The following is a 21,950-nucleotide window of genomic DNA, read 5'->3' as shown; positions in this document are numbered from 1 at the left end:
GTGGCGGGGTCTGCGCGCCCACGCCTGGGTTGGCAATATAGAGAGTCGCCGCGGTGCGCCGAAGTACCGTTTCGGCACGCCGGCTGCCGCGAAACGCGGCATCAGGGCTGCTGGGTCAGGAAGCGCACCAGCGCCCCGGCCGTGGCCGACAGCTGGGCCGCGCCGGAATGCACGATGCAGATCTCGCGCTGCGCCCAGGCATCGGCCAGCGGCCGCACCGCGACATCGAGCGCCTGCAAATAGAGTTCGGCCACTTGTTGCGGCATGATCGCGATGCCTAGCCCCGCATGCGCCATGCGGCACAAGGCGTCCAGGCTCGCCACGCGGATCTTCACGGCCAGCGTGGTGTCCAGCGCCTGCGCCTGGGCGGCCAGCAACTGCGTCAGCGCGCTGTTCTCGCGCAGGCCGACGAACGTCTCCTGGGCGATATCGCGCAGGCTGAGCTGGCGCGCCGCCGCCTTGGGATGGCCGGCCGGCAGCATGACGGCCAGCCGGTCGCGGCGATACGGCAGCAGCTCCAGCCCCTGCGCACCGGCGATCCGGTTGCAGATGCCGAAGTCGGCGGCCCGTTCGCGCACCAGGCGCAGCACGTCGGGGCTGTGCTGCTCTTCGAGGTCGATGTCGACTTCGGGGAACAGGCGCTGGAAGGCGGCCACGTCTTCGGGCAGGAACTGCACGATGGCCGACAGGTTGGCCACCACGCGCACGTGGCCTTTCACGCCGGCGTACAGCCGCGACAGCTCGGCACCCATGGCCTCGACGTCGCCGATGATCCGGCGGGCGTGGCGCAACACCGTCTGGCCGGCCGGCGTGATGGCGACCCCGCGCGTGTGCCGCGTGATCAATGGCAGCCCCACCAGCGATTCCATGTCGGCGATGCGGCGGCTGACGGCGGAATGCGCGATGAACTCGCGCTCCGCCGCGCGCGCGATGCTGTTCTCCTGGCAGACGGTGACGAACAGGCGCAGCGTGGTGAAGTCGAGTTTGCGGAGGATGTTTTCCATGGCGGGCCCCTGCCGGCGACCGGTAGCGGGCCATCGTACTACAGGGCGGCGCGCCGGCCGGATGCCAAGGCGCGCCGCCCGCGCGGCCTCAGGCCGCCAGGCTGGCCGGCGGCTCGCCGCGATAGCGCCGCAGCAGCGCGGCCCGGCGCGCCTGCGCCCGGTCCATGCTGCGTTCCTTTACATGCCCGTAGCCGCGTATGGTGTCGGGCAACGTCGCCAGCTCGCGCGCCACGTCGCGGTTGTCCGCGCGTAGCGTGCCGGCGAACTCCGCCGCCAGCTCCAGGTAGTCCTCCATCAGCCGGCGTTCCAGGCGCCGCTCGGCGGTCTGTCCGAACAGGTCGAGCCGGGTGCCCCGCAGGCGCTTGAGCGGCGCGAGCGCGCGGAACGCATACTCGATCCATGGCCCGAACGCGCGCTTGCGCGGCTTGCCCTGGGCGTCGCGCCGCGCCAGCAACGGCGGCGCCAGATAGTAGGTCAGGCGGTAGTCGCGGCCCGGTTCGCCCTCGAACTGCTCGCGCAGGCCGTCCTTGAACGCGGGATCGGCATGCAGGCGCGCGACTTCGTACTCGTCCTTGTAGCTCATCAGCCGGGCCAGGTTGCGGGCCACCGCCAGCGTGACCTCCAGCCGGCCCGCGCCGGGCAACTGCGACTCGCGCGCGCGCACCGCCTCGACGGCGGCGCGGTAGCGCGCCGCATGGGCCTCGTCCTGGTAGGCGCGCAGGTGGGCCGACAGGCGCCGCACCAGCGCGTCGAGCGATTCCGGCATGGCCACCACGCGCGCCGGCGCCGCCGGCAGCAGCGACGCCGCGCCGCAATGCGCCGCCTGGCGGCCGATCTCGAACGCCGCCAGGTTCTTTTCCACCGCGACGCCGTTCAGGGCGATGGCGCGGCGCAGGCTGTCGCAGGCCAGCGGCAGGCCGCCCTGCTGCCAGGCGTAGCCGAGCAGCAGCGGGTTGGCGTAGATGGCGTCGCCCAGCAGGGTCTCGGCCAGTCGGCCGGCGTCGATGAAATCGCAATGGCCGCCGGTGCTTCGGCGCAGCGCCTGCTCCGCCTGCGCGCCGGGAAAGCGCCAGGCCGGCTGCGCCAGGAAGCTCGCCGTGGGCGCGGCGGTGCTGTTGACCACCGCCCGGCCGTGCTCGGGCCGCAGCCGCGACAGCACTTCGGGCGATGCCGCGGTCAAGGCGTCGCAGCCGATCACCAGGTCGGCCTCGCCCACCGCGACGCGCGTGGCGTACAGGTCTTCGGGACGGTTGGCGAGCTGCACGTGGCTGTGCACCGCCCCGCCTTTCTGGGCCAGGCCCGCCATGTCCAGCACCGTGACGCCCTTGCCCTCGATGTGCGCGGCGGCGCCCAGCAGCGCGCCGATGGTGACCACGCCGGTGCCGCCCACGCCGGCCACCACCAGCCGGTAGGCGCCGCCCGCCTCGATGGCGGCGGGCGGCGGCAGCGGCGTCGCGGCCGGCTCGGCCGCGGCGGAGGCCCCGCGCGCCTTGCGCACGACCGCGCCCTCGGCCGTGACGAAGCTCGGGCAGAAGCCGTCCACGCAGGCATAGTCGCTGTTGCAGGAGGATTGGTTGATGCGCCGCTTGGTGCCCATCGGCGTATCGAGCGGCTCCACCGACAGGCAGTTGGACTGCACCGAGCAGTCGCCGCAGCCCTCGCACACCGCCGGGTTGATGTAGGCGCGGCGCGGCGCCGCCGGATACGTGCCGCGCTTGCGGCGACGGCGCTTCTCGGTGGCACAGGTCTGGTCGTAGATGAGCACGGTGGTGGCCGCGATCTCGCGCAGTTCGCGCTGCACCGCGTCGAGCGCGCTGCGGTGATGGACAGCCACGCCGGCGGGCAGGGCCGGCCCGCGCGCGTACTTGTCCGGCTCGTCGGTCACCACGACGACCCGCGCCACGCCTTCGGCCCGCACCTGCGCGGCGATCTGCGGCACGGTCAGCACCCCGTCCACCGGCTGGCCGCCCGTCATGGCCACCGCGTCGTTGTAGAGGATCTTGTAGGTGATGGGCGCGCGCGCCGCCACTGCCGCGCGGATCGCCAGCAGGCCCGAATGGAAGTAGGTGCCGTCGCCCAGGTTGGCGAAGATGTGGCGTTCCGTGGTGAAGTCCTTCTGGCCCAGCCAGGCCACGCCTTCGCCGCCCATCTGGCTGAAGGTGTCGGTATTGCGGTCCATCCACATCGCCATGTAGTGGCAGCCGATGCCCGCCACCGCGCGCGAGCCTTCCGGCACCCGCGTGGAAGTGTTGTGCGGGCATCCGGAGCAGAACCACGGCTTGCGCTCCTCGGTCAGGACCGGCCGCGCCGCCTCGCGTTCTTTCGCGTCGATCACCGCCAGGCGCGCCGCGATGCGGGCGCGCAGCGCCGCCGGCAGGCCGGCCTTGTCGAGCCGCGCCGCGATGGCGCGCGCGATCAGCGCGGGCGACAGTTCATGGCGCGCCGGCAGCAGCCAGCCGCCGCGAGGGGTGGACCATTCGCCGCCGCCGTTGTCGCGCTCGTCGAATTTGCCGTACACGCGCGGCCGCACATCGTCGCGCCAGTTGTAGAGCTCTTCCTTGAGGGCATATTCGAGGATCTGGCGTTTTTCCTCGACGACCAGGATTTCCTTCAGGCCGGTGGCGAAGGCGCGCGCGTCCTGCGCGTCGAGCGGCCAGATGCAGCCCACCTTCATGAGCCGGATGCCCGCCGCCCGGCAGGCCGCCTCGTCCAGGCCCAGGTCGTTGAGCGCCTGGCGCACGTCCAGGTAGGCCTTGCCCGCCGTCATGATGCCGAAATGCGCCGTCGGGCTGTCCAGCACCACCCGGTTCAGCCGGTTGGCGCGCACGTAGGCCAGCGCCGCATACCACTTGTGGTCCAGCAGCCGCGCTTCCTGGGCCAGCGGCGTATCCGGCCAGCGGATGTTCAGGCCGCCATCGGGCAGCGGCTCGTCCGGCAGGACCACGCGCACGCGCGCGGGGTCGACTTCCACCGAGGCGCTCGATTCGACCACGTCGGTCACGCACTTCATGGCCACCCACAAGCCGGTGTAGCGGCTCATGGCCCAGCCGTGCAGCCCGTAGTCCAGGTATTCCTGGACGTTCGAGGGGTACAGCACCGGAATGCCGCTGGCGATCAGCACGTGCTCCGACTGGTGCGCCACCGACGAGGATTTGGCCGCATGGTCGTCGCCGGCCAGCAGCAGCACGCCGCCGTGGGGCGCGGTGCCGGCCGAATTGGCGTGCTTGAGCACGTCGATGGAGCGGTCCACGCCGGGCCCCTTGCCGTACCACATGCCGAATACGCCGTCGCGCGTGGCGCCGGGGAACAGGTTGAGCTGCTGGGTGCCCCAGACCGCGGTGGCGGCCAGGTCCTCGTTCAGGCCCGGCTGGAACACCACGTCGTGCGCCTGCAAGTGGTGCTTGGCTTTCCACAGCGCCAGGTCCAGGCCGCCCAGGGGCGAACCCCGGTAGCCCGATATGTAGCCGGCGGTATTGAGTCCGGCCAGGCGGTCGCGCGACCGCTGCAGCAGCGGCAGTTTGACCAGCGCCTGGGTGCCGCTCAGGTAGATGCGGCCGGTGTCCAGGGTGTATTTGTCGTCCAGGGCGGGGGCGGGCAGGCCGGCCGCGCCGGCGGGGAAGGGGGCGTTCATGCGTGTCTCCTCGTGGCCGGATGAGTGTTTTTTCCGGCAGTGTAGAGAGCCGCCTGGTTATCGTATATTCATATATTCAGCTAGCAGGTATGTGGAAAATATATGTCCAAGGATGTCACGCTGCGCCAGTTGCGCTACTTCGTCGCGGCGGCCCGCACAGGCCGCCTGTCGATGGCCGCCACCGACGAGCACGTGTCCCAGTCGGCGGTCACCAACGCCATCCTGGCGCTGGAAGGGCAATTGGGCGTGCGGCTGTTCGACCGCCATCCGCACGGCGTCACCCTGACGCCGGAGGGCCACAATTTCCACCAGCGCGCCCGCGAAGTGCTGGACACGCTCGACGACGCCCTGCGCGAGCCCGGCTTCCAGCGCTACGCGCTGCGCGGCTCGGTGCGTATTGCGGCGTCGTATACGGTGCTGGGCTATTTCCTGCCCGAACTGCTGGCGCGTTTCCGCAAGCGCTATCCGGACGTGGTGCTGGACCTGGTCGACATGGACCGCCCGGCCATCGAAGCCGCCGTGGCCAGCGGCGAGGTGGAGCTGGGCGTGGCCCTGGTGTCCAACATGGACAGGCGTGCCCGCTTCGGCCACCACGTGCTGGTGCGCTCGCGGCGCCAGTTGTGGGCGGCGGCCGGGCACCCGCTGCTGGCGCGGCCGGTGCCCACCCTGGCGGACATCGCGGCATGCCCGTACATCCTGCTGGAGATGGACGAGGGCGAGCGCTCCACGCTGGCGTACTGGCAACGGCACGGCCTGCGGCCCGACATCGCTTTCCGCACTCGTTCGATGGAAGCCTTGCGCGGCCTGGTAGCGCACGGCTTCGGGGTGACCGTGCTATCGGACATGGTGTACCGGCCGTGGTCGCTGGAGGGCAAGAAGATCGAGGCAGTGCCGATCGCCGATGCTGTGCCGCCCATGGAAGCGGGCTTGATCTGGCATCCGCGCGCGGCGCTGGCCAGGCCGGCCGAAGCGGCGCGGCAATTCATGATCCATGCGTGTGGGTGGCAGTGACTTTGGGCCGTGGAGGGTGGGTTTTCTCATGGCGTCGTGGCGGGAGGCGGAGAGCCGGCGGGGCTTCCGGGGCCGTCCGGGCGCCCTGCGCGCCCGGCGCCGCTTCGTCAACCTCGTCGCTACGCTCCTTCGGTTTCCCTCGCTCGGCCCCGAGGCGCCCCGCCGGCTCTCCGCCTCCCGCCACGACTCGCATCGGTTGCAACCCGCCACGCCGCCGGGGCCGACCGCGTGCTTGGCCCTTCGTCGCGGCGTCGGGGGACAAGAAGAACGTCTTGCGGGGCCGCGTCTGCAAGCCGCCCTGCGCGGCTTGCAGACGCATTCGTGCGGTGGCGCGGGGAGAGGGCTGAGTGCGTGTGTGGATCTTGACCCAACTGTTCGATGCGCCGCGTATTGCGGATGCCACCGATAAGGCTCGCAGACAATATCGGAGGGAGCGCCGATACTCCGCCACAACAACAACACAAACCCGATCCGCCCCCCGCCATTCCGAGCCTGAATGCGAATCCGGGCCGCGCAGGGCGGCCCGGATTCGCGGCACTGCACGATTTTTCTTCCCTCCCCAGCGCCACCCACGAAGCTCAAGAACCCCAACCGTCCCGTCGATGGTGGAATCGGCATTGGCGCGAGTCGGGGCCTGGTCCGGGGAGCGGCCGGGCGCCTCGGGGCCGAGCGAGGGAAACCGAAGGAAGCCGCAGGCTGACGAGGTTGACGAAGCGGCGCCGGGCGCGCAGGGCGCCCGGACGGCCCCGGAAGCCCGGCCGCTCCCCGGACCAGGCCCCGACGCCAGAAGAACTTTCACCGCCGCCGTGGCACCACCGCGCCCCTACTCGATATAGCTCTTGGTGCTATACAACTCCACCGGCAGTTTCCGCAGCACCGGCAAGCCGCTCGCGTCCTTGGCCTGCATGTCGATGTACGTCTGCAGCACGTCGGCGTCGAGCACGCCGATGTCCTGGCGGCGTTCGGCGGGCACGTTGGCCAGGGTCTTGTAGCCGTCGCCGCCGGTGGCGTTGAAGCTCAGCACGAACAGCTTGTAGGTGCGGGCCGGATCCAGCGGCTGCCACGCGCCGGTGGCGGCGTCGCGCACTTCCACGTTGGACACGCGGTTGCCCTGGGTCTGCAGGCTGTTCACGTCGAAGCGCAGGCCGCCGGTGTACGGGTACGGGCCGGTGCTGCCGCCCGGGCCGTAGACCGCCTGCAGGCCGTCTTCCAGCATGCTCTTGACCTCGGCGCCGGTCACGTCCAGGCGCCACAGCATGTTGCCGAACGGCACCACTTCGATCACCCGGGCCGCGGTCACCTCGCCTTCCAGCGGGATGCGCACGCCGCCGCCGCTCTGCAGCGAAATGTCGGCGCCGCCGTACAGGGCGTTGGCCACTTCCACATAGGCTTGCGCCACCAGTTGCTGGATGTCGCCGCCCCGCACGCTGACGCTGCCCAGCGCGTTGCATGCCGCGCTGGAGCGGCCGTAATCCACCGAGCCGGGGCCGCCGGGCACGCGGCGCGAGCACAGTTCCTCGGGCACCGAGGCCACCACGCTCTGGCTGTAGGCGTCGACCTTGTCCTTGTACGGCTGCAGCACCGCGGTGGCCTCCGGGTCCGGGGCCTGCACGCGCAGGAAGCCGCTGGCGGCGATGTCGGCCCGCATGGCGGCCTCGTCGGCCGGGTTGGGGGCGGTGCCGCCGACTTCGAGCGCGTCGCCGATCAGCACGTGCGGCGTGCCCGCGCAGGCGGTGACGTCGCCGTTGGCGTCGAAGCTGACCTTCAGCTCGCCCACCACTTGCGAGTATTCCCTGGCTTGCACCAGGCAGACCCGCTTGCCGTCCTTGTCGGTCAGTTCGGTCGGATAGGCGCCGCTCGGCGTGCCCACGCCATAGGCGGACATGGTGTCGGGGCCCAGCAGGGTATGCGAATCGCCGCCCACCACCACGTCCACGCCGCTCAATCCGGCGATCACCTGCTTGTCGTAGCCATAGCCGATGTGGCTCATGACGATGATCTTGTTCACGCCCTGGGCGCGCAGCGCGTTGATCTGCTCCTGGGCGGCGGCGGTCTCGTCCGAGAACACGGTGCCGGGATCGGGGCTGGACGACTGCTGCGTCTTGTTGGCGATGGTCAGGCCGACCAGGCCGATCGGCTGGCCGTCGCGCTGCACGACGATCGACGGCTGCACCAGTCCCGGCGCGCGCGAGGGGTTCAGCGGCGAGTCGGCGCCAAAGCTGACGTTGGCGCTCAAGAGCGGCGTCTGGCAGGCGCCGGCATGCAGCAGTTCGATGAAGCGGTGCAGGCCGCTGTCGCCTTTGTCGAACTCGTGGTTGCCCAGTGTCATCGCGTCGAAGCACACCGTATTCATCAGGGCCGCGTCGGCTTCGCCGGGTTCGCCCGCGCGGTTGAAATACAGCGTGCCGGTCATGGCATCGCCGGCGTGCAGCTTGAGTACATTGGCCGACTGTCCCGCCAGCTCCTCGATGGCGGCCGTCACGCGCGGGAAGCCCCCGGCGTCCACGCTCACCGCCGTGGCGGCGCCGGCGGCGTTCTTGAGCTGCAAGGTCCGGGACTTGGCATCCAGGTTGGAGTGATGGTCGTTGATGTGCAGGATGGTCAACTCCATCGGCCGGCTCGCCGCCGGCGGCGATGGCGGGGGAGCATCGTCGTCGTCATCGCTGCCGCTGCCGCAGCCGGCCAGCAGCGCCAGGGAGCCGAACAGCAGGGCGCTCGTGTTTTTCTGCCAGGTTTTCATCGTTCCGCGTGCCATGGGAAAAGGAAGCGGAATGATTGACGACGCAGATGACGCCGCGATGAATGCAACAGGACATGACTGTGACGGCGCGCCGCGACGGCGGCCAACATGACAGCGAGGTTGTGCGGGCGCCGGCTCAGGCGGCGGCCAGCCGCCACAGCGACGTGATCTCGGCCGCGCGCGCCGCGTGCAGCGGGTCGTCCGGGTCGGAGGCGCGCGGATGCACCGGGCGCGCATCCAGCCGGTCGAGCACGCGCAGGCCGTGCCGGGCGATCAGGGCCGGCACTTCGTCGGCCTGGCGCAGGCCCAGGTGCACGGCCAGGTCCGACAGGATCAGCCAGCCTTCGCCCCGCGGCGCCAGGTGCGGCGCCAGCCCTTGCAGGAAGCCGCGCAGCATGCGGCTGTCGGGGTCGTAGACCGCATGCTCCACCGGCGAGCTGGGCCGGGCCGGCAGCCAGGGCGGATTGCAGACGACCAGGGGCGCCTGGCCGGACGGGAAGAGATCCGCCTGCACGACCTCGACGCGCGCGCCCAGGCCCAGCCGGTCGAGGTTGTCGCGCGCGCAGGCGAGGGCGCGCGGGCCCTGGTCGGTGGCGACCACGCGCTCGACGCCGCGGCGCGCCAGCACGGCGGCCAGTACGCCGGTGCCGGTGCCGATGTCGTAGGCCAGCGCGGCCTGGCCGCCCGGCAGCGGCGCGCGCGCCGCCAGGTCCAGGTATTCGCCGCGCACCGGCGAGAAGACGCCATAGTGCGGATGGATGCGCGCGCCGCCCAGCGCCGGGATGGGCACGCCTTTCCTGCGCCACTCGTGCGCGCCGACCACGCCCTGCAGTTCGCGCAGCGATGCCAGGTACGGACCGGCGGCCGGGCCGTAGGCCTGCAGGCAGGCTTGCCGCACGTCCGGCGCGCGCCGCAGGTCCAGCCCGTGGTCGGCGTCGAACGACAGCAGCAGGCTGCCCAGCAGGCGCGCGCGCTGCGACTGCGCCTGGCGGTGGCGGTTGAAGGCGTCCAGGGCATTGTCGGCCGGCTTGCGCGGCTTCTTGTCGATGCGCCGCGCCAGGGCCTGCAGCAACTGGCGGGCGTTGTGGAAGTCGCCGCGCCACAGCAGCGCGGTGCCTTCGCAGATCAGCCGGTAGGCCGCGTCGGCGCGCAGCCGGTCGTCGGCGACCTGGATGCGGGCGGGCGGCGGCGCGGCGCTTTCTGAGCGCCAGAGCGCGGAACGGGGTTGGCCGGATTCGATCCAGTGGACGGTGGGCGGGATGGACATGCGGGCGGCATTGGGACGGCTGGCCCGCCAATGTAGCAGTTCCCGTGCCGCGCGGGTCCGGCGCCGGCCGTGGCGCGGCTTCGCCCGCCCGGGGCCATTTGACGCCGTGCAGGCGCGCCGGCCGGCGCCCGCCCTCAGGCGGCGCGGGGCGCGAGCCGCGCGCGGTGGCGGGTGACGGCTTCCAGCACCAGCCCGGACAGGCGCACCTCGCCCGCCTGTCCGTCGGCGTGCTGGCTGAGGAAATCCAGCAGCGCGCGGCGCATGCGGGGCTCCCAGAACTTGTGGATGTGGCCGGCCACGCCTTCGATCGCTTCTTCGCGGTCGGGCAGGGCGTCGAAGAAATCGCCGATGCGATTGGCCATGCGGATCAGGTTGGCGATGTCCATGGGCGTTCAGGATAGGATGCGTTCGGCATGCGCATAGATGGCGGCGTCGGCGTTGCGCACGAAGCCCAGCAGCGCGACATTGGTGTGCTGCGCCACGCGGATGGCCAGCGCGGTGGGCGCGGATACCGCCGCCAGGATGCCGATGCCGGCGGCGGCGCATTTCTGCACCATCTCGTAGCTGGCGCGGCTGGATACCAGGACCAGGCCGGCGCGCGCGTCGACGTCCTGGCGGGCCAGCGCGCCGATCAGCTTGTCCAGCGCATTGTGGCGGCCCACGTCCTCGCGCACCAGGCGCACCTGGCCGCCGGCGTCGGCCCAGGCCGCGGCGTGAGTGGCGCCGGTGAGGTCGTGCAGCGCCTGGCTGCCGCGCATCGCCCGCATGGCGCCCAGCACCGCGGCAAGCGGCACGGCGGCGGCGTCCGGCACGGGCGGCAGCTGGCGCAGCACTTCGGGCAGCGTCTCGACGCCGCACAGGCCGCAGCCGGTGCGGCCCGCCATGGCGCGGCGGCGCGCCTTGAGGCGCGCGGCGCAGGCGCTGGAGATCTCCATCTGCACCACGATGCCGTTGAACTGCGGCGCCACCTCGATGCCGCGCACGTCGGCCGGCCGGTCGACGATGCCTTCGGTCAGCGAGAAGCCCAGCGCGAAATCTTCCAGGTCGGCCGGCGAGGCCAGCATGGTGGCGTGGCTGATGCCGTTGTATTCCAGCGCCACCGGGGTTTCCTCGGCGACCCGGTCGGTCTGGGTGGCGGCGTCGGGGGCGCCGCCGCGCACGCGCAGCACCGCCGCTTCGGCGCAATCGGCGCGTCCGGCGGGCGGGCGGCGGTACAGGCGGTCGTCCATGGGGCGCGCTCGGCTCACTTGCCGCTCAGCGCGGCCTCGGCCTCGCGGGCCCGCTCGCGCAGCAGCTTGTGCTGGATGTCCGAAAAGCGCGACCACTGGCGCTGCCATTCCGAGGGCTGCGTCACGCGCATCACCTGCACCGCCGTCACCTTGTATTCCGGGCAGTTGGTGGCCCAGTCGGAGCTGTCGGTGGTGACCACGTTGGCGCCCGATTCGGGGAAGTGGAACGTGGTGTAGACCACGCCGGGCTGCACCCGGTCGGTCAGCGTGGCGCGCAGCACCGTCTGGCCCGCCCGGCTGTGCACGCCGACCCAATCGCCTTCGGCGATGCCGCGGTCCTCGGCGTCCTGCGGATGGATCTCGAGCACGTCCTCGCTGTGCCAGGCCACGTTGGCGGTGCGGCGCGTCTGCGCGCCGACGTTGTACTGCGACAGGATGCGGCCGGTGGTCAGCAGCAGCGGGAATTCGCGGGTGCTGCGTTCGTCCGAGGGCACGTACTTGGTGATCATGAACTTGCCCTTGCCGCGTACGAATTCGTCGATATGCATGATCGGCGTGCCGTCCGGCGCGACGTCGTTGCACGGCCATTGCAGGCTGCCGAGCCGGTCCAGCTTTTCGTAGGTGACGCCGGCGAAGGTCGGCGTCAGGCGGGCGATCTCGTCCATGATCTCGCTGGGGTGGCGGTAGTCCATGGGGTAGCCCAGCGCGTTCGACAGCGCCGCGGTCACCTGCCAGTCGGACAGGCCGTTCCTGGGCTCCATGACCTTGCGCACGCGCGAGATGCGGCGCTCGGCGTTGGTGAAGGTGCCGTCCTTTTCCAGGAACGACGAGCCCGGCAGGAACACGTGCGCGTACTTGGCGGTCTCGTTCAGGAACAGGTCCTGGACCACGATGCATTCCATGGCCGCCAGCGCGGCCGCCACGTGCTGCGTATTGGGATCGGACTGCACGATGTCCTCGCCCTGGCAGTACAGGCCCTTGAAGCTGCCGGCCAGCGCCGCCTCGAACATGTTGGGGATGCGCAGCCCGGGCTCGGGCTGCAGGGTGACGCCCCAGTCGGCCTCGAAGGCGCCGCGCACGGCGTCGTCCGAGATATGCCGGTAGCCCGGCAGCTCGTGCGGAAACGAGCCCATGTCGCACGAGCCCTGTACGTTGTTCTGGCCGCGCAGCGGGTTGACGCCTACGCCTTCGCGGCCGATGTTGCCGGTGGCCATGGCCAGGTTGGCGATGGCCATCACCGCGGTGGATCCCTGGCTGTGCTCGGTGACGCCCAGCCCGTAGTAGATCGAGCCGTTGCCGCCGGTGGCGTACAGGCGCGCCGCGCCGCGCACATCCGCGGCCGGCACGCCCGTGACCGCCTCGGTGGCCTCGGGCGCGTGCTCGGGCCGCGCGACGAACTCGCGCCACTGCTCGAAGGCCTTGGTTTCGCAGCGGCGCGCGACGAAGTCCTCGTCGACCAGCCCTTCCGTCACGATCACGTGCGCCATGGCGGTCAGCAGCGCCACGTTGGTGCCGGGGCGCACCGGCAGGTGGAACGCGGCCTTGACGTGCGGCGAGCTGACCAGCTCGGTGCGGCGCGGGTCGATGACGATCAGCCGCGCGCCCTGGCGCAGCCGGCGCTTCAGGCGCGAGGCGAACACCGGATGCGCGCTGCTGGGGTTGGCCCCCATCAGGATCACCACGTCGGTGTGCATGACCGAATCGAAGGTCTGCGTGCCGGCCGATTCGCCCAGCGTCTGCTTCAGGCCATAGCCGGTGGGCGAATGGCAGACGCGCGCGCAGGTGTCGACGTTATTGGTGCCGAAGGCGGCGCGCACCAGTTTCTGCACCAGCCAGGTTTCCTCGTTGGTGCAGCGCGAGGACGTGATGCCGCCGACCGCGTCGCGGCCGTGCTTGGCCTGGATGCGGCGGAATTCGGCGGCCGCGTAGTCGATCGCTTCCTGCCACGAGACTTCGCGCCACGGGTCGGTGATGCGCGCGCGGATCATCGGCTTGAGCACGCGTTCCTTGTGGGTGGCGTAGCCCCAGGCGAAGCGGCCTTTCACACAGGCGTGCCCGCGGTTGGCCTGGCCGTCTTTCCAGGGCACCATGCGCACCACTTCCTGGCCCTTCATTTCGGCCTTGAAGCCGCAGCCGACGCCGCAGTACGCGCACGTGGTGATCACCGAATGCTCGGCCTGGCCCATCATGATGACGGTCTTTTCCTGCAGGGTCGAGGTCGGGCAGGCCTGCACGCAGGCGCCGCAGGACACGCACTCGCTGTCCAGGAACGGCTGGTCCTGCCCGGCCGCCACGCGCGAGGCGAAGCCCTTGCCGGAGATGGTCAGGGCGAACGTGCCCTGGGTTTCCTCGCAGGCCCGCACGCAGCGGTTGCAGACGATGCACTTGGACGGGTCGTACGAGAAATACGGGTTCGAGTCGTCGGTGCGGTCGTGCCGGTGGTTGGCGCCGTCGTGGCCGTAGCGCACCGCGCGCAGCCCCACCACGCCGGCCATGTCCTGCAGCTCGCAATCGCCATTGGCCGGACAGGTCAGGCAGTCGAGCGGGTGGTCGGAGATATACAGCTCCATGACGCCGCGCCGCAGCTCGTGCAGCTTGGGCGTCTCGGTGTAGACCACCATGCCGTCCTCGGCCGGCGTGGTGCACGACGCGGGATAGCCGCGCCGCCCGTCGATCTGCACCAGGCACAGGCGGCACGAGCCGAACGGCTCGAGGCTGTCGGTGGCGCACGGCTTGGGGATGTTGATGCCGGCTTCGGCCGCGGCGCGCATCACGGAGGTGCCTGCCGGCACCGTGACCGGCTGGCCGTCGATGGTCAGGGTGACGAGCGTGTCCGCCACGCGGGCGGGAGTGCCCAGGTCGCGGTCGCGCTTGATGACGGTTTCGAGCATGGCTGGCCTCGTGGTGGTCAGGCCGGGTGTGCGGCCGCGCGCGCGGCCACCCCGAAGTCTTCTGGGAAATGGTCCAGTGCCGACAGCACCGGGTAGGGCGTCATGCCGCCCAGGGCGCACAGCGATCCGCCCAGCATGGTGTCGCACAGGTCGCGCAGCAGGTGCACCTGCTGCTCGTGCTGCGGGCCGCGCGCGGCGATCTTGTCCAGGGTCTCGACCCCGCGCACCGCGCCGATGCGGCACGGCGTGCACTTGCCGCACGATTCGACCGCGCAGAACTCCATCGCGTAGCGCGCCATGCGCGCCATGTCGACCGTGTCGTCGAACGCCACGATGCCGCCGTGGCCGATCATGGCCGAGATGGCGGCGTAGGCTTCGTAGTCCAGCGGCACGTCCCATTGCGATTCGGGCAGGTAGGCGCCCAGCGGGCCTCCCACTTGCACCGCGCGCAGCGGCCGCCCGGAGGCGCTGCCGCCGCCGTAGTCGTACAGCAGTTCGCGCAACGTGACGCCGAAGGCCGCTTCCACCAGGCCGCCGCGCTTGAGGTTGCCGGCCAGCTGGAACGGCAGGGTGCCGTGCGAGCGCCCCATGCCGTAGTCGCGGTAGTAGGCCGCGCCGCGCGCCAGGATGATGGGCACCGACGCCAGCGAGATGACGTTGTTGATGACAGTGGGCTGCCCGAACAGGCCGGCGATGGCCGGCAGCGGCGGCTTGGCGCGCACCACGCCGCGCTTGCCCTCCAGGCTTTCGAGCAGCGAGGTTTCTTCGCCGCAGATATAGGCTCCGGCGCCCTTGCGCACTTCCAGGTCGAAGCGCCGGCCGCTGCCCTGGATGTCGTCGCCCAGCCAGCCGGCGCGGCGCGCCCGCTCGATGGCCTGCTCCAGCGCGGCGATGGCGTGCGGATACTCCGAGCGCACATAGATGTAGCCGTAGGCGGCGCCCACGGCCAGGCCGGCGATCGCCATGCCCTCGATCAGCACGTAGGGGTCGCCTTCCATCAGCAGGCGGTCGGAGAACGTGCCGGAATCGCCTTCGTCGGCATTGCAGACAATGTATTTGCGGGGCGCCGGCGTGGTCAGCACGGTCTTCCACTTGATGCCGGTGGGAAAGGCCGCGCCGCCGCGCCCGCGCAGGCCCGATTCGATGACCTCGTCGACGATCTGCTGCGGCGTCATGGCCAGCGCGCGCCGCAGGCCCTGCAGCCCGCTGTGCGCCAGGTAGTCGTCGGTGCAGAGCGGGTCGGTGACGCCGACCCGCGCGAAGGTCAGGCGCTGCTGCCGCTTCAGGTAGGGGATGTCCTCGGTCGGCCCCTGGCGCAAGCGGTGCGCGCCGCCCTGCAGCCAGCCGGCCTCGAACAGGCCGGCCACGTCGTCGGGCTGCACCGGCCCGTAGGCGATGCGGCCGGCCGGCGTGGCGACTTCGGCCAGCGGTTCCAGCCACAGCAGGCCGCGCGAGCCGTTGCGCACGAGGCGCACTGGCTGGCCGCGCCGGGCGGCTTCGTGCTCGATGGCGCGCGCCACGGCGTCGGCATCCATGGCCAGCGCGGCCGCGTCGCGCGGCAGGTAGACGGTGACCGGCGCGTTCATGGCCGGGTCTCCGCGTCGCCCTGCGCGGCGCGCGCCAGCAGCCGGCCCAGCTTGTCTGGCGTGACGCGCGCGTGCGGCTGGCCGTCGAGCATCACCGCCGGCGACTGGGCGCACAGGCCCAGGCAATAGACCGGTTCCAGCGTGAACTCGCCGTCGGCGGTGGTGCCGTGGAAGTCGCAGCCGAGCGCCCGGCGCGCATGATCGGCCAGGCCGTCGCCGCCCATCGCCTGGCAGGACTCGGCGCGGCACACTGCCAGCACATGCCGGCCGGCCGGCTCGGCGCGGAAATGCGGGTAGAAGGTAATCACGCCATGGACTTCGGCGCGCGACAGGTTCAGGGCCTCGGCGATGGCGGGCACCGCGTCGGCCGGGATACAGCCCAGTTCATCCTGCACGGCATGCAGGATGGGCAGCAGGGCGCCGGGCTGGTCGCGCAGGCGCGCCGCGGCGCGCGCGGCCACGGCGGCCGGGCCGGACTGGCGCGCCGGCACGGCCGGCGGCCCGCCGCGGGCGCTGCCGGGCGGGTTTTGTTCGGCCGGGGAAATCGGCATGGCGGTCTCCTGGTGGCGGCCTGCCGTGGGCAGGGCGCATGGCGTTCTTGTGGCGCCCCGGCGGGCTTGATAATATGTTTTATAAAACATATAAATATGCCGGGCTTCGCTGGATCAGCGTACTCTAAACGCCAATCTGACCAGGTTCAATAAGAAATTAATGACATATAAATTCCGCATCGGGCTGCAGCCGCAATGGCTCCTGGAAGGCGCCGCCGGCGAGCCCGGCCAGCCGCTGCAAGACATGCTGTCGCTGCTGTCGGCCATCGACGCCACCGGCAATATCGCGGGCGCCTGCCGCGCCTGCGGCCTGTCGTACCGCCATGCCTGGGGGGTATTGCGCCGCTTCGAAGACCTGTTCGGCACGCAACTGCTGATCACCCGGAGGCGCCAGGGCACCGAACTGTCGCCGTTCGCCCAGCGCCTGCTGTGGGCCAACCGCCGCATCGAGGCGCGCCTGATGCCGACCCTGGAGAGCCTGGCCTCCGAATTGCAGGAAGAGCTCGAAAAGCTGCTGCCCGAGGCCGTTCCGCACCTGCGGCTGCATGCCAGCCACGGCTTCGCGGTGGAGTCCCTGATGCAGCACATGAGCGGCCGCCAGCCGGGGCTGGAGCTGCGCTACCGCACCGCCATCGAGGCGCTCGCTTCGCTGGAGCGCCACGAGTGCGACCTGGCCGGCTTCCAGGTGCCCAGCGGGCCGTTCGAGGCGCCCATCATGGCGCGCTACGCGCAATGGCTGGCGCCCGACGACTACCTGCTGATCCATCTCGCGGTGCGCAATACCGGCTTGTTCGTGGTGGCGGGCAATCCCAAGCGCATCCAGGGCATGGCCGACCTGGCGCGCCCCGACGTGCGGTTCGTGAACCGGCAGATCGGTTCCAGCACCCGCTATCTGGTGGGGCTCATGCTGGAGCAGGCGGGCGTGTCGACCGGCGCCGTGCAGGGCTACGAGACCAATGAATTCACCCACATGGCCATCGCCGCCCACATCGCCAGCGGCATGGCCGACACCGGGGTGGGCGTCGAGACGGCCGCCTCGCGCTTCGGCCTGGATTTCATCCCGCTGGTGCGCGAGCGCTATTTCTTCGCCATCCGCCGCGCTTCGCTGGATACGCCGGCCATGCAGGATTTGCTCGGCATCATGCGCGGCCGGGAATACCTGTCCTACGTCAGCCAGCTGGCGGGCTACGATGCCACCGACACCGGCCGGCTCCAGACGCTGCAGGAGGCGTTTGGCCGAACCACATGGCAGTGATTTGCGCGATATGATGTCTGCATGAGCAAAGTCATCTTCCTGGCCGACCGCACCGCCCCGCGCGTGCCGCAGGCGCCTTTGCCGCCCGCCGGGCAGCCCGCGCTGGACGCGCGGGCGCGGCCCATGCGCGACCTGCGCATTTCGGTCACCGACCGCTGCAACTTCCGCTGCACCTATTGCATGCCGCGTGAAGTGTTCGACGGCAACTATGTCTTCATGCCGCAGTCGGCGCTGCTCTCGTTCGAGGAAATCACCCGGCTGGCGCGCCAGTTCACGCAGCTGGGGGTCGAGAAAATCCGCCTGACCGGCGGCGAGCCGCTGCTGCGCAAGAACATCGAGGCCCTGGTCGGCATGCTGGCCGAGCTGCGCACCCCGGCCGGCCGGCCGCTGGAGCTGACCCTCACCACCAACGGCACGCTGCTGCGCCGCAAGGCGGCCGCCCTCAAGCAGGCCGGCCTGACGCGCGTGACGGTCAGCCTGGACGCCCTCGACGCCGACATGTTCGCGCGCCTGAGCGACAGCACCTTCACGCCCGACGACGTCTTGCACGGCATCGACGCCGCGGCCGAGGCCGGGCTGGCGCCCGTGAAGGTCAACATGGTGGTGCGGCGCGGCCTGAACGACGACCAGATCCTGCCCATGGCGCGGCGCTTCCGCCATTCCGGCCACGTGCTGCGCTTCATCGAATACATGGACGTCGGCACCACCAATGGCTGGAACCTGACGGAAGTCGTGCCCAGCGACGAAGTGCTGCGCGTGATCGGCGCGGCGCATCCGCTGCGTCCGCTCGAAAGCGAGATCATGGGCCGCGTGGCCGAACGCTGGGCCTATGCCGACGGCGGCGGCGAGATCGGCGTCATCTCCAGCGTCACCCACGCGTTCTGCGGCGGCTGTACGCGCGCGCGCTTGTCGCCGGAGGGCAAGGTGTTCCTGTGCCTGTTCGCCTCGCACGGGCACGACCTGCGCGGCCTGCTGCGCGGCGGCGCCAGCGATGCGCAGCTGGCCGAGGCCATCGCCGGCATCTGGGCGCAGCGCGACGACCGCTATTCCGAGCTGCGCGGCCGCGGCACCGCGCCGGCGGACGGCGAGCGCCGGGTCGAGATGAGCTACATCGGCGGCTGAGCCGCGCCTCAGGCTGGCGCGGCGAGCGCCCGCGCCAGCGCCTTGCGGTCGACCTTGCCCACCGAGTTCTCGGGCAGCGCCTGCACGAATATCACGTCCTCGAGCTGGTGGATGCGCGACAGCCGGTCCGCCACCAGCGCCTTGAGGTCGGCCGCGCCGGCGCGCGCCCCGGGCGCCGGCACCACGAACGCCACGGGCACTTCGCCCAGGTCGGCGTCGGGTCTGCCCACCACGCAGCAGCTGTGGACCGCCGGGCTGGCGCACAGCGCCTGCTCGATCAGCATGGGGGAAATGTTCTCCCCGCCGCGGATGATCACGTCTTTCAGCCGGCCGGTGATATAGAAATAGCCGTCGGCGTCGCGGCGTCCCAGGTCGCCGGTGCGCAGCACGGCGGGCGCCCGCTCCAGCACGCCGTCGGCCGCGGCGCCGACGTAGCCCAGCATCAGGCTGTCGCCGGCGATGCAGATTTCTCCATCCATGTCCGCGCTAGCGATTTCCCGGCCTTCGGGGCCGCGCAGGAAGACCCGCTGGCGGGGCAGGGGCAGGCCGATGGAACCGATCCTGCGCTGTCCGGGCGGGTTGATGGTGGAGGTGCAGGTGGCTTCGGACAAGCCGTACGAGACGATCAGCGGGCAGCCCAGCATGGCTTCGATGCGGGCATGCAGCTCGCGCGTGATGGGCGCCGAGCCGCAGCGCGCGAAGCGCAGGGCGGCCAGGCTGGCCGGCGTGCAGGGGTGGTCGAGCATGCGCGAGTACATGGTGGGCACGCCGGTGATGAGGGTGGGGCGGTGCAGGTCCATCAGCGCGGGCATGTCCTGGGCGCGGAACCGGTCGCCCAGCACGATGCACGCGCCGGCCAGCAGGGGGCTGAAGAGCTGGTTGTTCAGGCCGTTGGTGTGATACAGCGGCATGACGTGCAGCAGTTTGTCGGCCTCGGTGAGGCCGGTGGCGGGGATGATGCCGCGCGCGTTGTTGAGCAGGCCGCGGTGGCTTTGCAGCACGCCCTTGGGGCGGCCGGTGCTGCCGGAGGTGAACAGCAGCAGGCCGGGGTCGTCGGCGGCGATGTCCGGGTTCCAGAAGGGCGCGGCCGGTTCCAGCGCGTCGGCGTCGAGCAGCCGGATGCCGGGCATGCCGGCATAGGCGGCGCGGTTGGCGCGGTCGGCCAGCACGATGCCGATGCCGGCGGTGGCGAGCCGGGCCAGGATTTCGTCGCGCGTCAGGCGCGGTTCCAGCGGGCAGGGGCAGGCGCCGGCGGCCATGGCGCCGAGTATGGCGGTCACGCCGGCCGGCGTGCGCTCCATGGCGATGGCCAGGCGCTGGCGCGGCGCCACCCCCGCCTGCCGCAGCCGGCCCGCCATCGCGGCCACCGCGTCATGCAACTGCCCATACGAAAGCGTCGTCTCGCCGCGCGCGTCGATCAGCGCGGGGCGGTTCGCCCAGGCTTGGCTGCGCCACAGGTCCGGGTAGGCCGCGCACAGGGTGGGGGGGAGGGGCATGGCGGGTTCCTCTCTTTGTTTACTTAGGCGGCAGCGGGGGATTGTTTCGTGTCTGGGTTCGTGGGGGGGGGCGTTTCGTGCGGAGTGCGGTGTTCGTCGGGCGTCCTGGCCGGGGCAGGGCGGGGCGGGCCGGCCACGTCGCTCGGCTCGGGCGCGCCACCAGGCGCCCTCGGCCCCCCTGCGGGGGCTGCCCTCGCTCCAACTGGCCGGCCCGCACCGCCCAGCCCCGGCCAGGACTCACGGCAACGGCATGCGCGAGGCCGAGCCGTCGGCGATGGCGGACGTAGGTACACCTGCATGAGGCCCCGGGCGTTGCCCCGCAAGCAGGTGCCAGACACCCGCACAAGGCACGGGGTATGAACCCGAGACATCGCGAGCCCGCGCATGGCGGCGGGACCCGGGCGGCCAGTTGGAGCGAGGGCAGCCCCCGCAGGGGGCCGAGGGCGCCTGGTGGCGCGCCCGAGCCGAGCGACGTGGCCGCCCGGGTCCCGCCGCCATGCGCGGGCGCCTGAAGAACCCAACCCCACTGTCTCCTCCACCGATGCCCCCCCTCATCTCAAGCCCCGGGGCCCACCCCCCTTACCGTAGCGTCACTGCGGCATCGCGCTCGAACGTGCCGTCCGGGTCCAGTTCGGTCAGGGCGCGGGCTTCGCGCTCGGTGGGCGGTTCGGTCGGCGCGGCGCCGGTGTGATCGAAGCTGAAACCGGTGCGTTCCTGGACTTCCCGCAAGCTCGATTCCGGGTGCCACGATTGCAGGGCCAGCCGGCCGTCGCGCTTGACGAACACCGCGATCGGCGTGGCCACGCCGTGGAAGCCGCCCCACGAGGTGCGGAAATGCAGCTGTTCCACGAACGTGCGGCGCGAGTGCTCGGTGCGCCAGGTGCAGGCCCGCTTGGCGGTGGGCAGCATCACCGCGCCGCCGCCGCCGCCCGGCAGCCGCACCTTCGGCTGGTGCCAGTCGCCGATGCAGGAATTGTTGGCGTTGCCCGCGCCATCGATCTGCGCGGCGCCCAGGAACGTCAGGTCCATGCGGCCGCGGCAGCACAGGTCGTAGAAATCCTCGTTATCGAAAATCGACGCACTGTGTTCCGCCAGCACCGGGTCCGAACTGGACAGCGGCACCTTGGAGGGCCGCGGGTCCACCCCGCCGGCGACATTGATGTAGATGAAATCCCAGTCATAGGCCCGCTTGGCCAGCAGGCAGGCCAGCATCGGCAGGGTCGAATTCACGCCGCTGAAAGTGATCTCGTCCGGGCGGATGAAGCGGGCCAGGTTGGTGACGATGTACGAGAAGGGCGACCAGTGCGTGCTCATGCGTGCTCCTGCGAGGCTTCGGGCGCGGCGTCCAGGTGCGCCTGCAGCGCGGCGGGATCCAGGTAATGCTCCACCGCTGCATAATCGATTTCATACTCCGGCCAGCACGAGCCCGGCCACGCGCCGCGCGGCACCACCGCGTAGGCCTGCACCATGAAATACGGAACCAGCGTGACCTCGGGCTGGCGCTCGAACACCTCGCTGTCGACCACGCGCTCGGCCACCACCAGCACGCTGCGCGCGGCGCGGCTCATGATGCGGTCCCAGTGCGAAGTGCCCAGCACCCGCACATTGCCGCGGCGATCCACTTCATTGGCGTGGATCACGGCGAAATCCGGCTGCACCGCCGGGATCACCCAGGCCGACTTGCCCGTGCCATAAGGGTCTTCTAGGCGCTGCCAGCCGTTGATGTCGATCAGCTGGCTGCCCTCGACCCCCGCGCAGGGCTGGAACGGCACCCCGTAGGCGGCGGCCCGCAGGCCGGCGGTCAGGGTGGCGCAGGCGTGTTCTTCCAGTTCCAGCTTGCCCGTCTCGACCGCCTTCCGGTAATAGGGCGCCAGGCCGAAGTTGCCTTCCATGGCGACGATGCCGGTGCGCGCGCGCGCCGCGACGCCGGCGCGGCACAACAGATCGATGTCGTAGCCGGGCGACTGCTTGATGATTTCCAGGCGCGCCTTGTTCTGCCGCACCAGTTCGCGCACGAACGCGAACGGCCCGCGATGCAGGAAGCTGCCGCCCAGCGCGACCGAGGCGCCGTCGGGTATCAGCGCGGCCAGGTCGGCCAGCGCCACCTGCTTGTCTTGCTGGTTGAATCCGGATGACATGAATGTTCCTCCTCCGTGGCCGGGCGGGC

15 protein-coding genes are annotated in these 21,950 nt (G+C 71.0%); 3 read left to right on the top strand and 12 right to left on the bottom strand.

The genetic code is table 11. From position 1 onward, the window contains the following. Window positions 1–101 precede the first annotated feature (101 nt). Window positions 102–1,004: a LysR substrate-binding domain-containing protein gene (locus tag CAL24_RS17610; protein ID WP_094807406.1), complete on the bottom strand. Its 903-nt coding sequence runs from the start codon at window positions 1,002–1,004 to the stop codon at window positions 102–104. A gap of 88 nt (window positions 1,005–1,092) precedes the next feature. Next, complete coding sequence (locus tag CAL24_RS17605; RefSeq protein ID WP_094807405.1) at window positions 1,093–4,635, bottom strand: indolepyruvate ferredoxin oxidoreductase family protein; 3,543 nt, start codon at window positions 4,633–4,635, stop codon at window positions 1,093–1,095. A gap of 102 nt (window positions 4,636–4,737) precedes the next feature. Here CAL24_RS17605 and CAL24_RS17600 point away from each other — a divergent pair, with 102 nt between their 5' ends. Beyond that, entirely contained in the window at window positions 4,738–5,646 is a 909-nt protein-coding gene (locus CAL24_RS17600) for a LysR substrate-binding domain-containing protein (RefSeq protein ID WP_094807404.1), read from the top strand. Between the two features lie 823 nt (window positions 5,647–6,469). Here the strand turns inward: CAL24_RS17600 and CAL24_RS17595 are convergent. The 7 genes from CAL24_RS17595 to CAL24_RS17565 all read right to left on the bottom strand — a co-directional run bounded on the left by CAL24_RS17595 (window position 6,470) and on the right by CAL24_RS17565 (window position 15,910). Beyond that, window positions 6,470–8,386, bottom strand: a complete 1,917-nt coding sequence (locus tag CAL24_RS17595; protein ID WP_094807403.1) for a bifunctional metallophosphatase/5'-nucleotidase — start codon at window positions 8,384–8,386, stop codon at window positions 6,470–6,472. Between the two features lie 136 nt (window positions 8,387–8,522). Next, the gene (locus CAL24_RS17590) at window positions 8,523–9,653 is read right to left on the bottom strand and encodes a methyltransferase (protein ID WP_094807402.1); all 1,131 of its coding nucleotides are present in this window, start codon (window positions 9,651–9,653) and stop codon (window positions 8,523–8,525) included. 134 nt (window positions 9,654–9,787) lie between these two features. Continuing rightward, entirely contained in the window at window positions 9,788–10,039 is a 252-nt protein-coding gene (locus CAL24_RS17585; RefSeq protein ID WP_028353027.1) for a formate dehydrogenase subunit delta, read from the bottom strand. A gap of 6 nt (window positions 10,040–10,045) precedes the next feature. Continuing rightward, a complete protein-coding gene (gene fdhD, locus CAL24_RS17580) occupies window positions 10,046–10,882 on the bottom strand; it encodes a formate dehydrogenase accessory sulfurtransferase FdhD (RefSeq protein WP_094807401.1) in 837 nt (278 codons plus the stop codon). A gap of 14 nt (window positions 10,883–10,896) precedes the next feature. After that, a complete protein-coding gene (gene fdhF, locus CAL24_RS17575; protein ID WP_094807400.1) occupies window positions 10,897–13,773 on the bottom strand; it encodes a formate dehydrogenase subunit alpha in 2,877 nt (958 codons plus the stop codon). Between the two features lie 17 nt (window positions 13,774–13,790). Further along, window positions 13,791–15,359, bottom strand: a complete 1,569-nt coding sequence (locus CAL24_RS17570; RefSeq protein ID WP_094807399.1) for a formate dehydrogenase beta subunit — start codon at window positions 15,357–15,359, stop codon at window positions 13,791–13,793. Next, window positions 15,356–15,910, bottom strand: a complete 555-nt coding sequence (locus CAL24_RS17565) for a formate dehydrogenase subunit gamma (protein ID WP_094807398.1) — start codon at window positions 15,908–15,910, stop codon at window positions 15,356–15,358. Before CAL24_RS17565 ends, CAL24_RS17570 begins: the two co-directional genes overlap by 4 nt. A 160-nt stretch (window positions 15,911–16,070) precedes the next feature. Between CAL24_RS17565 and CAL24_RS17560 the strand changes: the two genes are divergently transcribed. Then, window positions 16,071–17,165: a substrate-binding domain-containing protein gene (locus CAL24_RS17560; protein WP_028353031.1), complete on the top strand. Its 1,095-nt coding sequence runs from the start codon at window positions 16,071–16,073 to the stop codon at window positions 17,163–17,165. Between the two features lie 21 nt (window positions 17,166–17,186). Beyond that, complete coding sequence (gene moaA / locus CAL24_RS17555; RefSeq protein ID WP_028353032.1) at window positions 17,187–18,287, top strand: GTP 3',8-cyclase MoaA; 1,101 nt, start codon at window positions 17,187–17,189, stop codon at window positions 18,285–18,287. A gap of 8 nt (window positions 18,288–18,295) precedes the next feature. On the opposite strand, the gene CAL24_RS17550 is transcribed toward moaA, so the two are convergent. The 3 genes from CAL24_RS17550 to CAL24_RS17540 form a co-directional block, all read right to left on the bottom strand. Next, window positions 18,296–19,783 carry a class I adenylate-forming enzyme family protein gene (locus CAL24_RS17550; RefSeq protein WP_094807397.1) on the bottom strand — a complete coding sequence of 496 codons (1,488 nt, stop codon included), beginning with the start codon at window positions 19,781–19,783 and terminating at the stop codon, window positions 18,296–18,298. Between the two features lie 579 nt (window positions 19,784–20,362). Continuing rightward, on the bottom strand, window positions 20,363–21,097 hold the full coding sequence (locus CAL24_RS17545) for a CoA-transferase subunit beta (RefSeq protein WP_094807396.1): 735 nt from the start codon (window positions 21,095–21,097) through the stop codon (window positions 20,363–20,365). Further along, window positions 21,094–21,921: a CoA transferase subunit A gene (locus CAL24_RS17540; protein WP_028353035.1), complete on the bottom strand. Its 828-nt coding sequence runs from the start codon at window positions 21,919–21,921 to the stop codon at window positions 21,094–21,096. Before CAL24_RS17540 ends, CAL24_RS17545 begins: the two co-directional genes overlap by 4 nt. Between the last annotated feature and the right edge of the window lie 29 nt (window positions 21,922–21,950).

The sequence above is a fragment of the Bordetella genomosp. 2 genome, assembly GCF_002261345.1.
Classification (GTDB): Bacteria; Pseudomonadota; Gammaproteobacteria; order Burkholderiales; family Burkholderiaceae_B; genus Bordetella_A.
This window is presented reverse-complemented; position numbering and strand designations above follow the sequence as displayed.

What these genes read in the sequence shown, in the direction of transcription:
- CAL24_RS17560 (WP_028353031.1), top strand. Translation starts at nt 16,071, where the DNA reads ATGACATATAAATTCCGCATCGGGCTGCAGCCGCAATGGCTCCTGGAA.
- CAL24_RS17565 (WP_094807398.1), bottom strand. Translation starts at nt 15,910, where the DNA reads ATGCCGATTTCCCCGGCCGAACAAAACCCGCCCGGCAGCGCCCGCGGC.
- moaA (WP_028353032.1), top strand. Translation starts at nt 17,187, where the DNA reads ATGAGCAAAGTCATCTTCCTGGCCGACCGCACCGCCCCGCGCGTGCCG.
- CAL24_RS17590 (WP_094807402.1), bottom strand. Translation starts at nt 9,653, where the DNA reads ATGTCCATCCCGCCCACCGTCCACTGGATCGAATCCGGCCAACCCCGT.
- CAL24_RS17570 (WP_094807399.1), bottom strand. Translation starts at nt 15,359, where the DNA reads ATGAACGCGCCGGTCACCGTCTACCTGCCGCGCGACGCGGCCGCGCTG.
- CAL24_RS17600 (WP_094807404.1), top strand. Translation starts at nt 4,738, where the DNA reads ATGTCCAAGGATGTCACGCTGCGCCAGTTGCGCTACTTCGTCGCGGCG.
- CAL24_RS17585 (WP_028353027.1), bottom strand. Translation starts at nt 10,039, where the DNA reads ATGGACATCGCCAACCTGATCCGCATGGCCAATCGCATCGGCGATTTC.
- fdhF (WP_094807400.1), bottom strand. Translation starts at nt 13,773, where the DNA reads ATGCTCGAAACCGTCATCAAGCGCGACCGCGACCTGGGCACTCCCGCC.
- CAL24_RS17605 (WP_094807405.1), bottom strand. Translation starts at nt 4,635, where the DNA reads ATGAACGCCCCCTTCCCCGCCGGCGCGGCCGGCCTGCCCGCCCCCGCC.
- CAL24_RS17545 (WP_094807396.1), bottom strand. Translation starts at nt 21,097, where the DNA reads ATGAGCACGCACTGGTCGCCCTTCTCGTACATCGTCACCAACCTGGCC.
- CAL24_RS17610 (WP_094807406.1), bottom strand. Translation starts at nt 1,004, where the DNA reads ATGGAAAACATCCTCCGCAAACTCGACTTCACCACGCTGCGCCTGTTC.
- CAL24_RS17595 (WP_094807403.1), bottom strand. Translation starts at nt 8,386, where the DNA reads ATGAAAACCTGGCAGAAAAACACGAGCGCCCTGCTGTTCGGCTCCCTG.
- CAL24_RS17540 (WP_028353035.1), bottom strand. Translation starts at nt 21,921, where the DNA reads ATGTCATCCGGATTCAACCAGCAAGACAAGCAGGTGGCGCTGGCCGAC.
- fdhD (WP_094807401.1), bottom strand. Translation starts at nt 10,882, where the DNA reads ATGGACGACCGCCTGTACCGCCGCCCGCCCGCCGGACGCGCCGATTGC.
- CAL24_RS17550 (WP_094807397.1), bottom strand. Translation starts at nt 19,783, where the DNA reads ATGCCCCTCCCCCCCACCCTGTGCGCGGCCTACCCGGACCTGTGGCGC.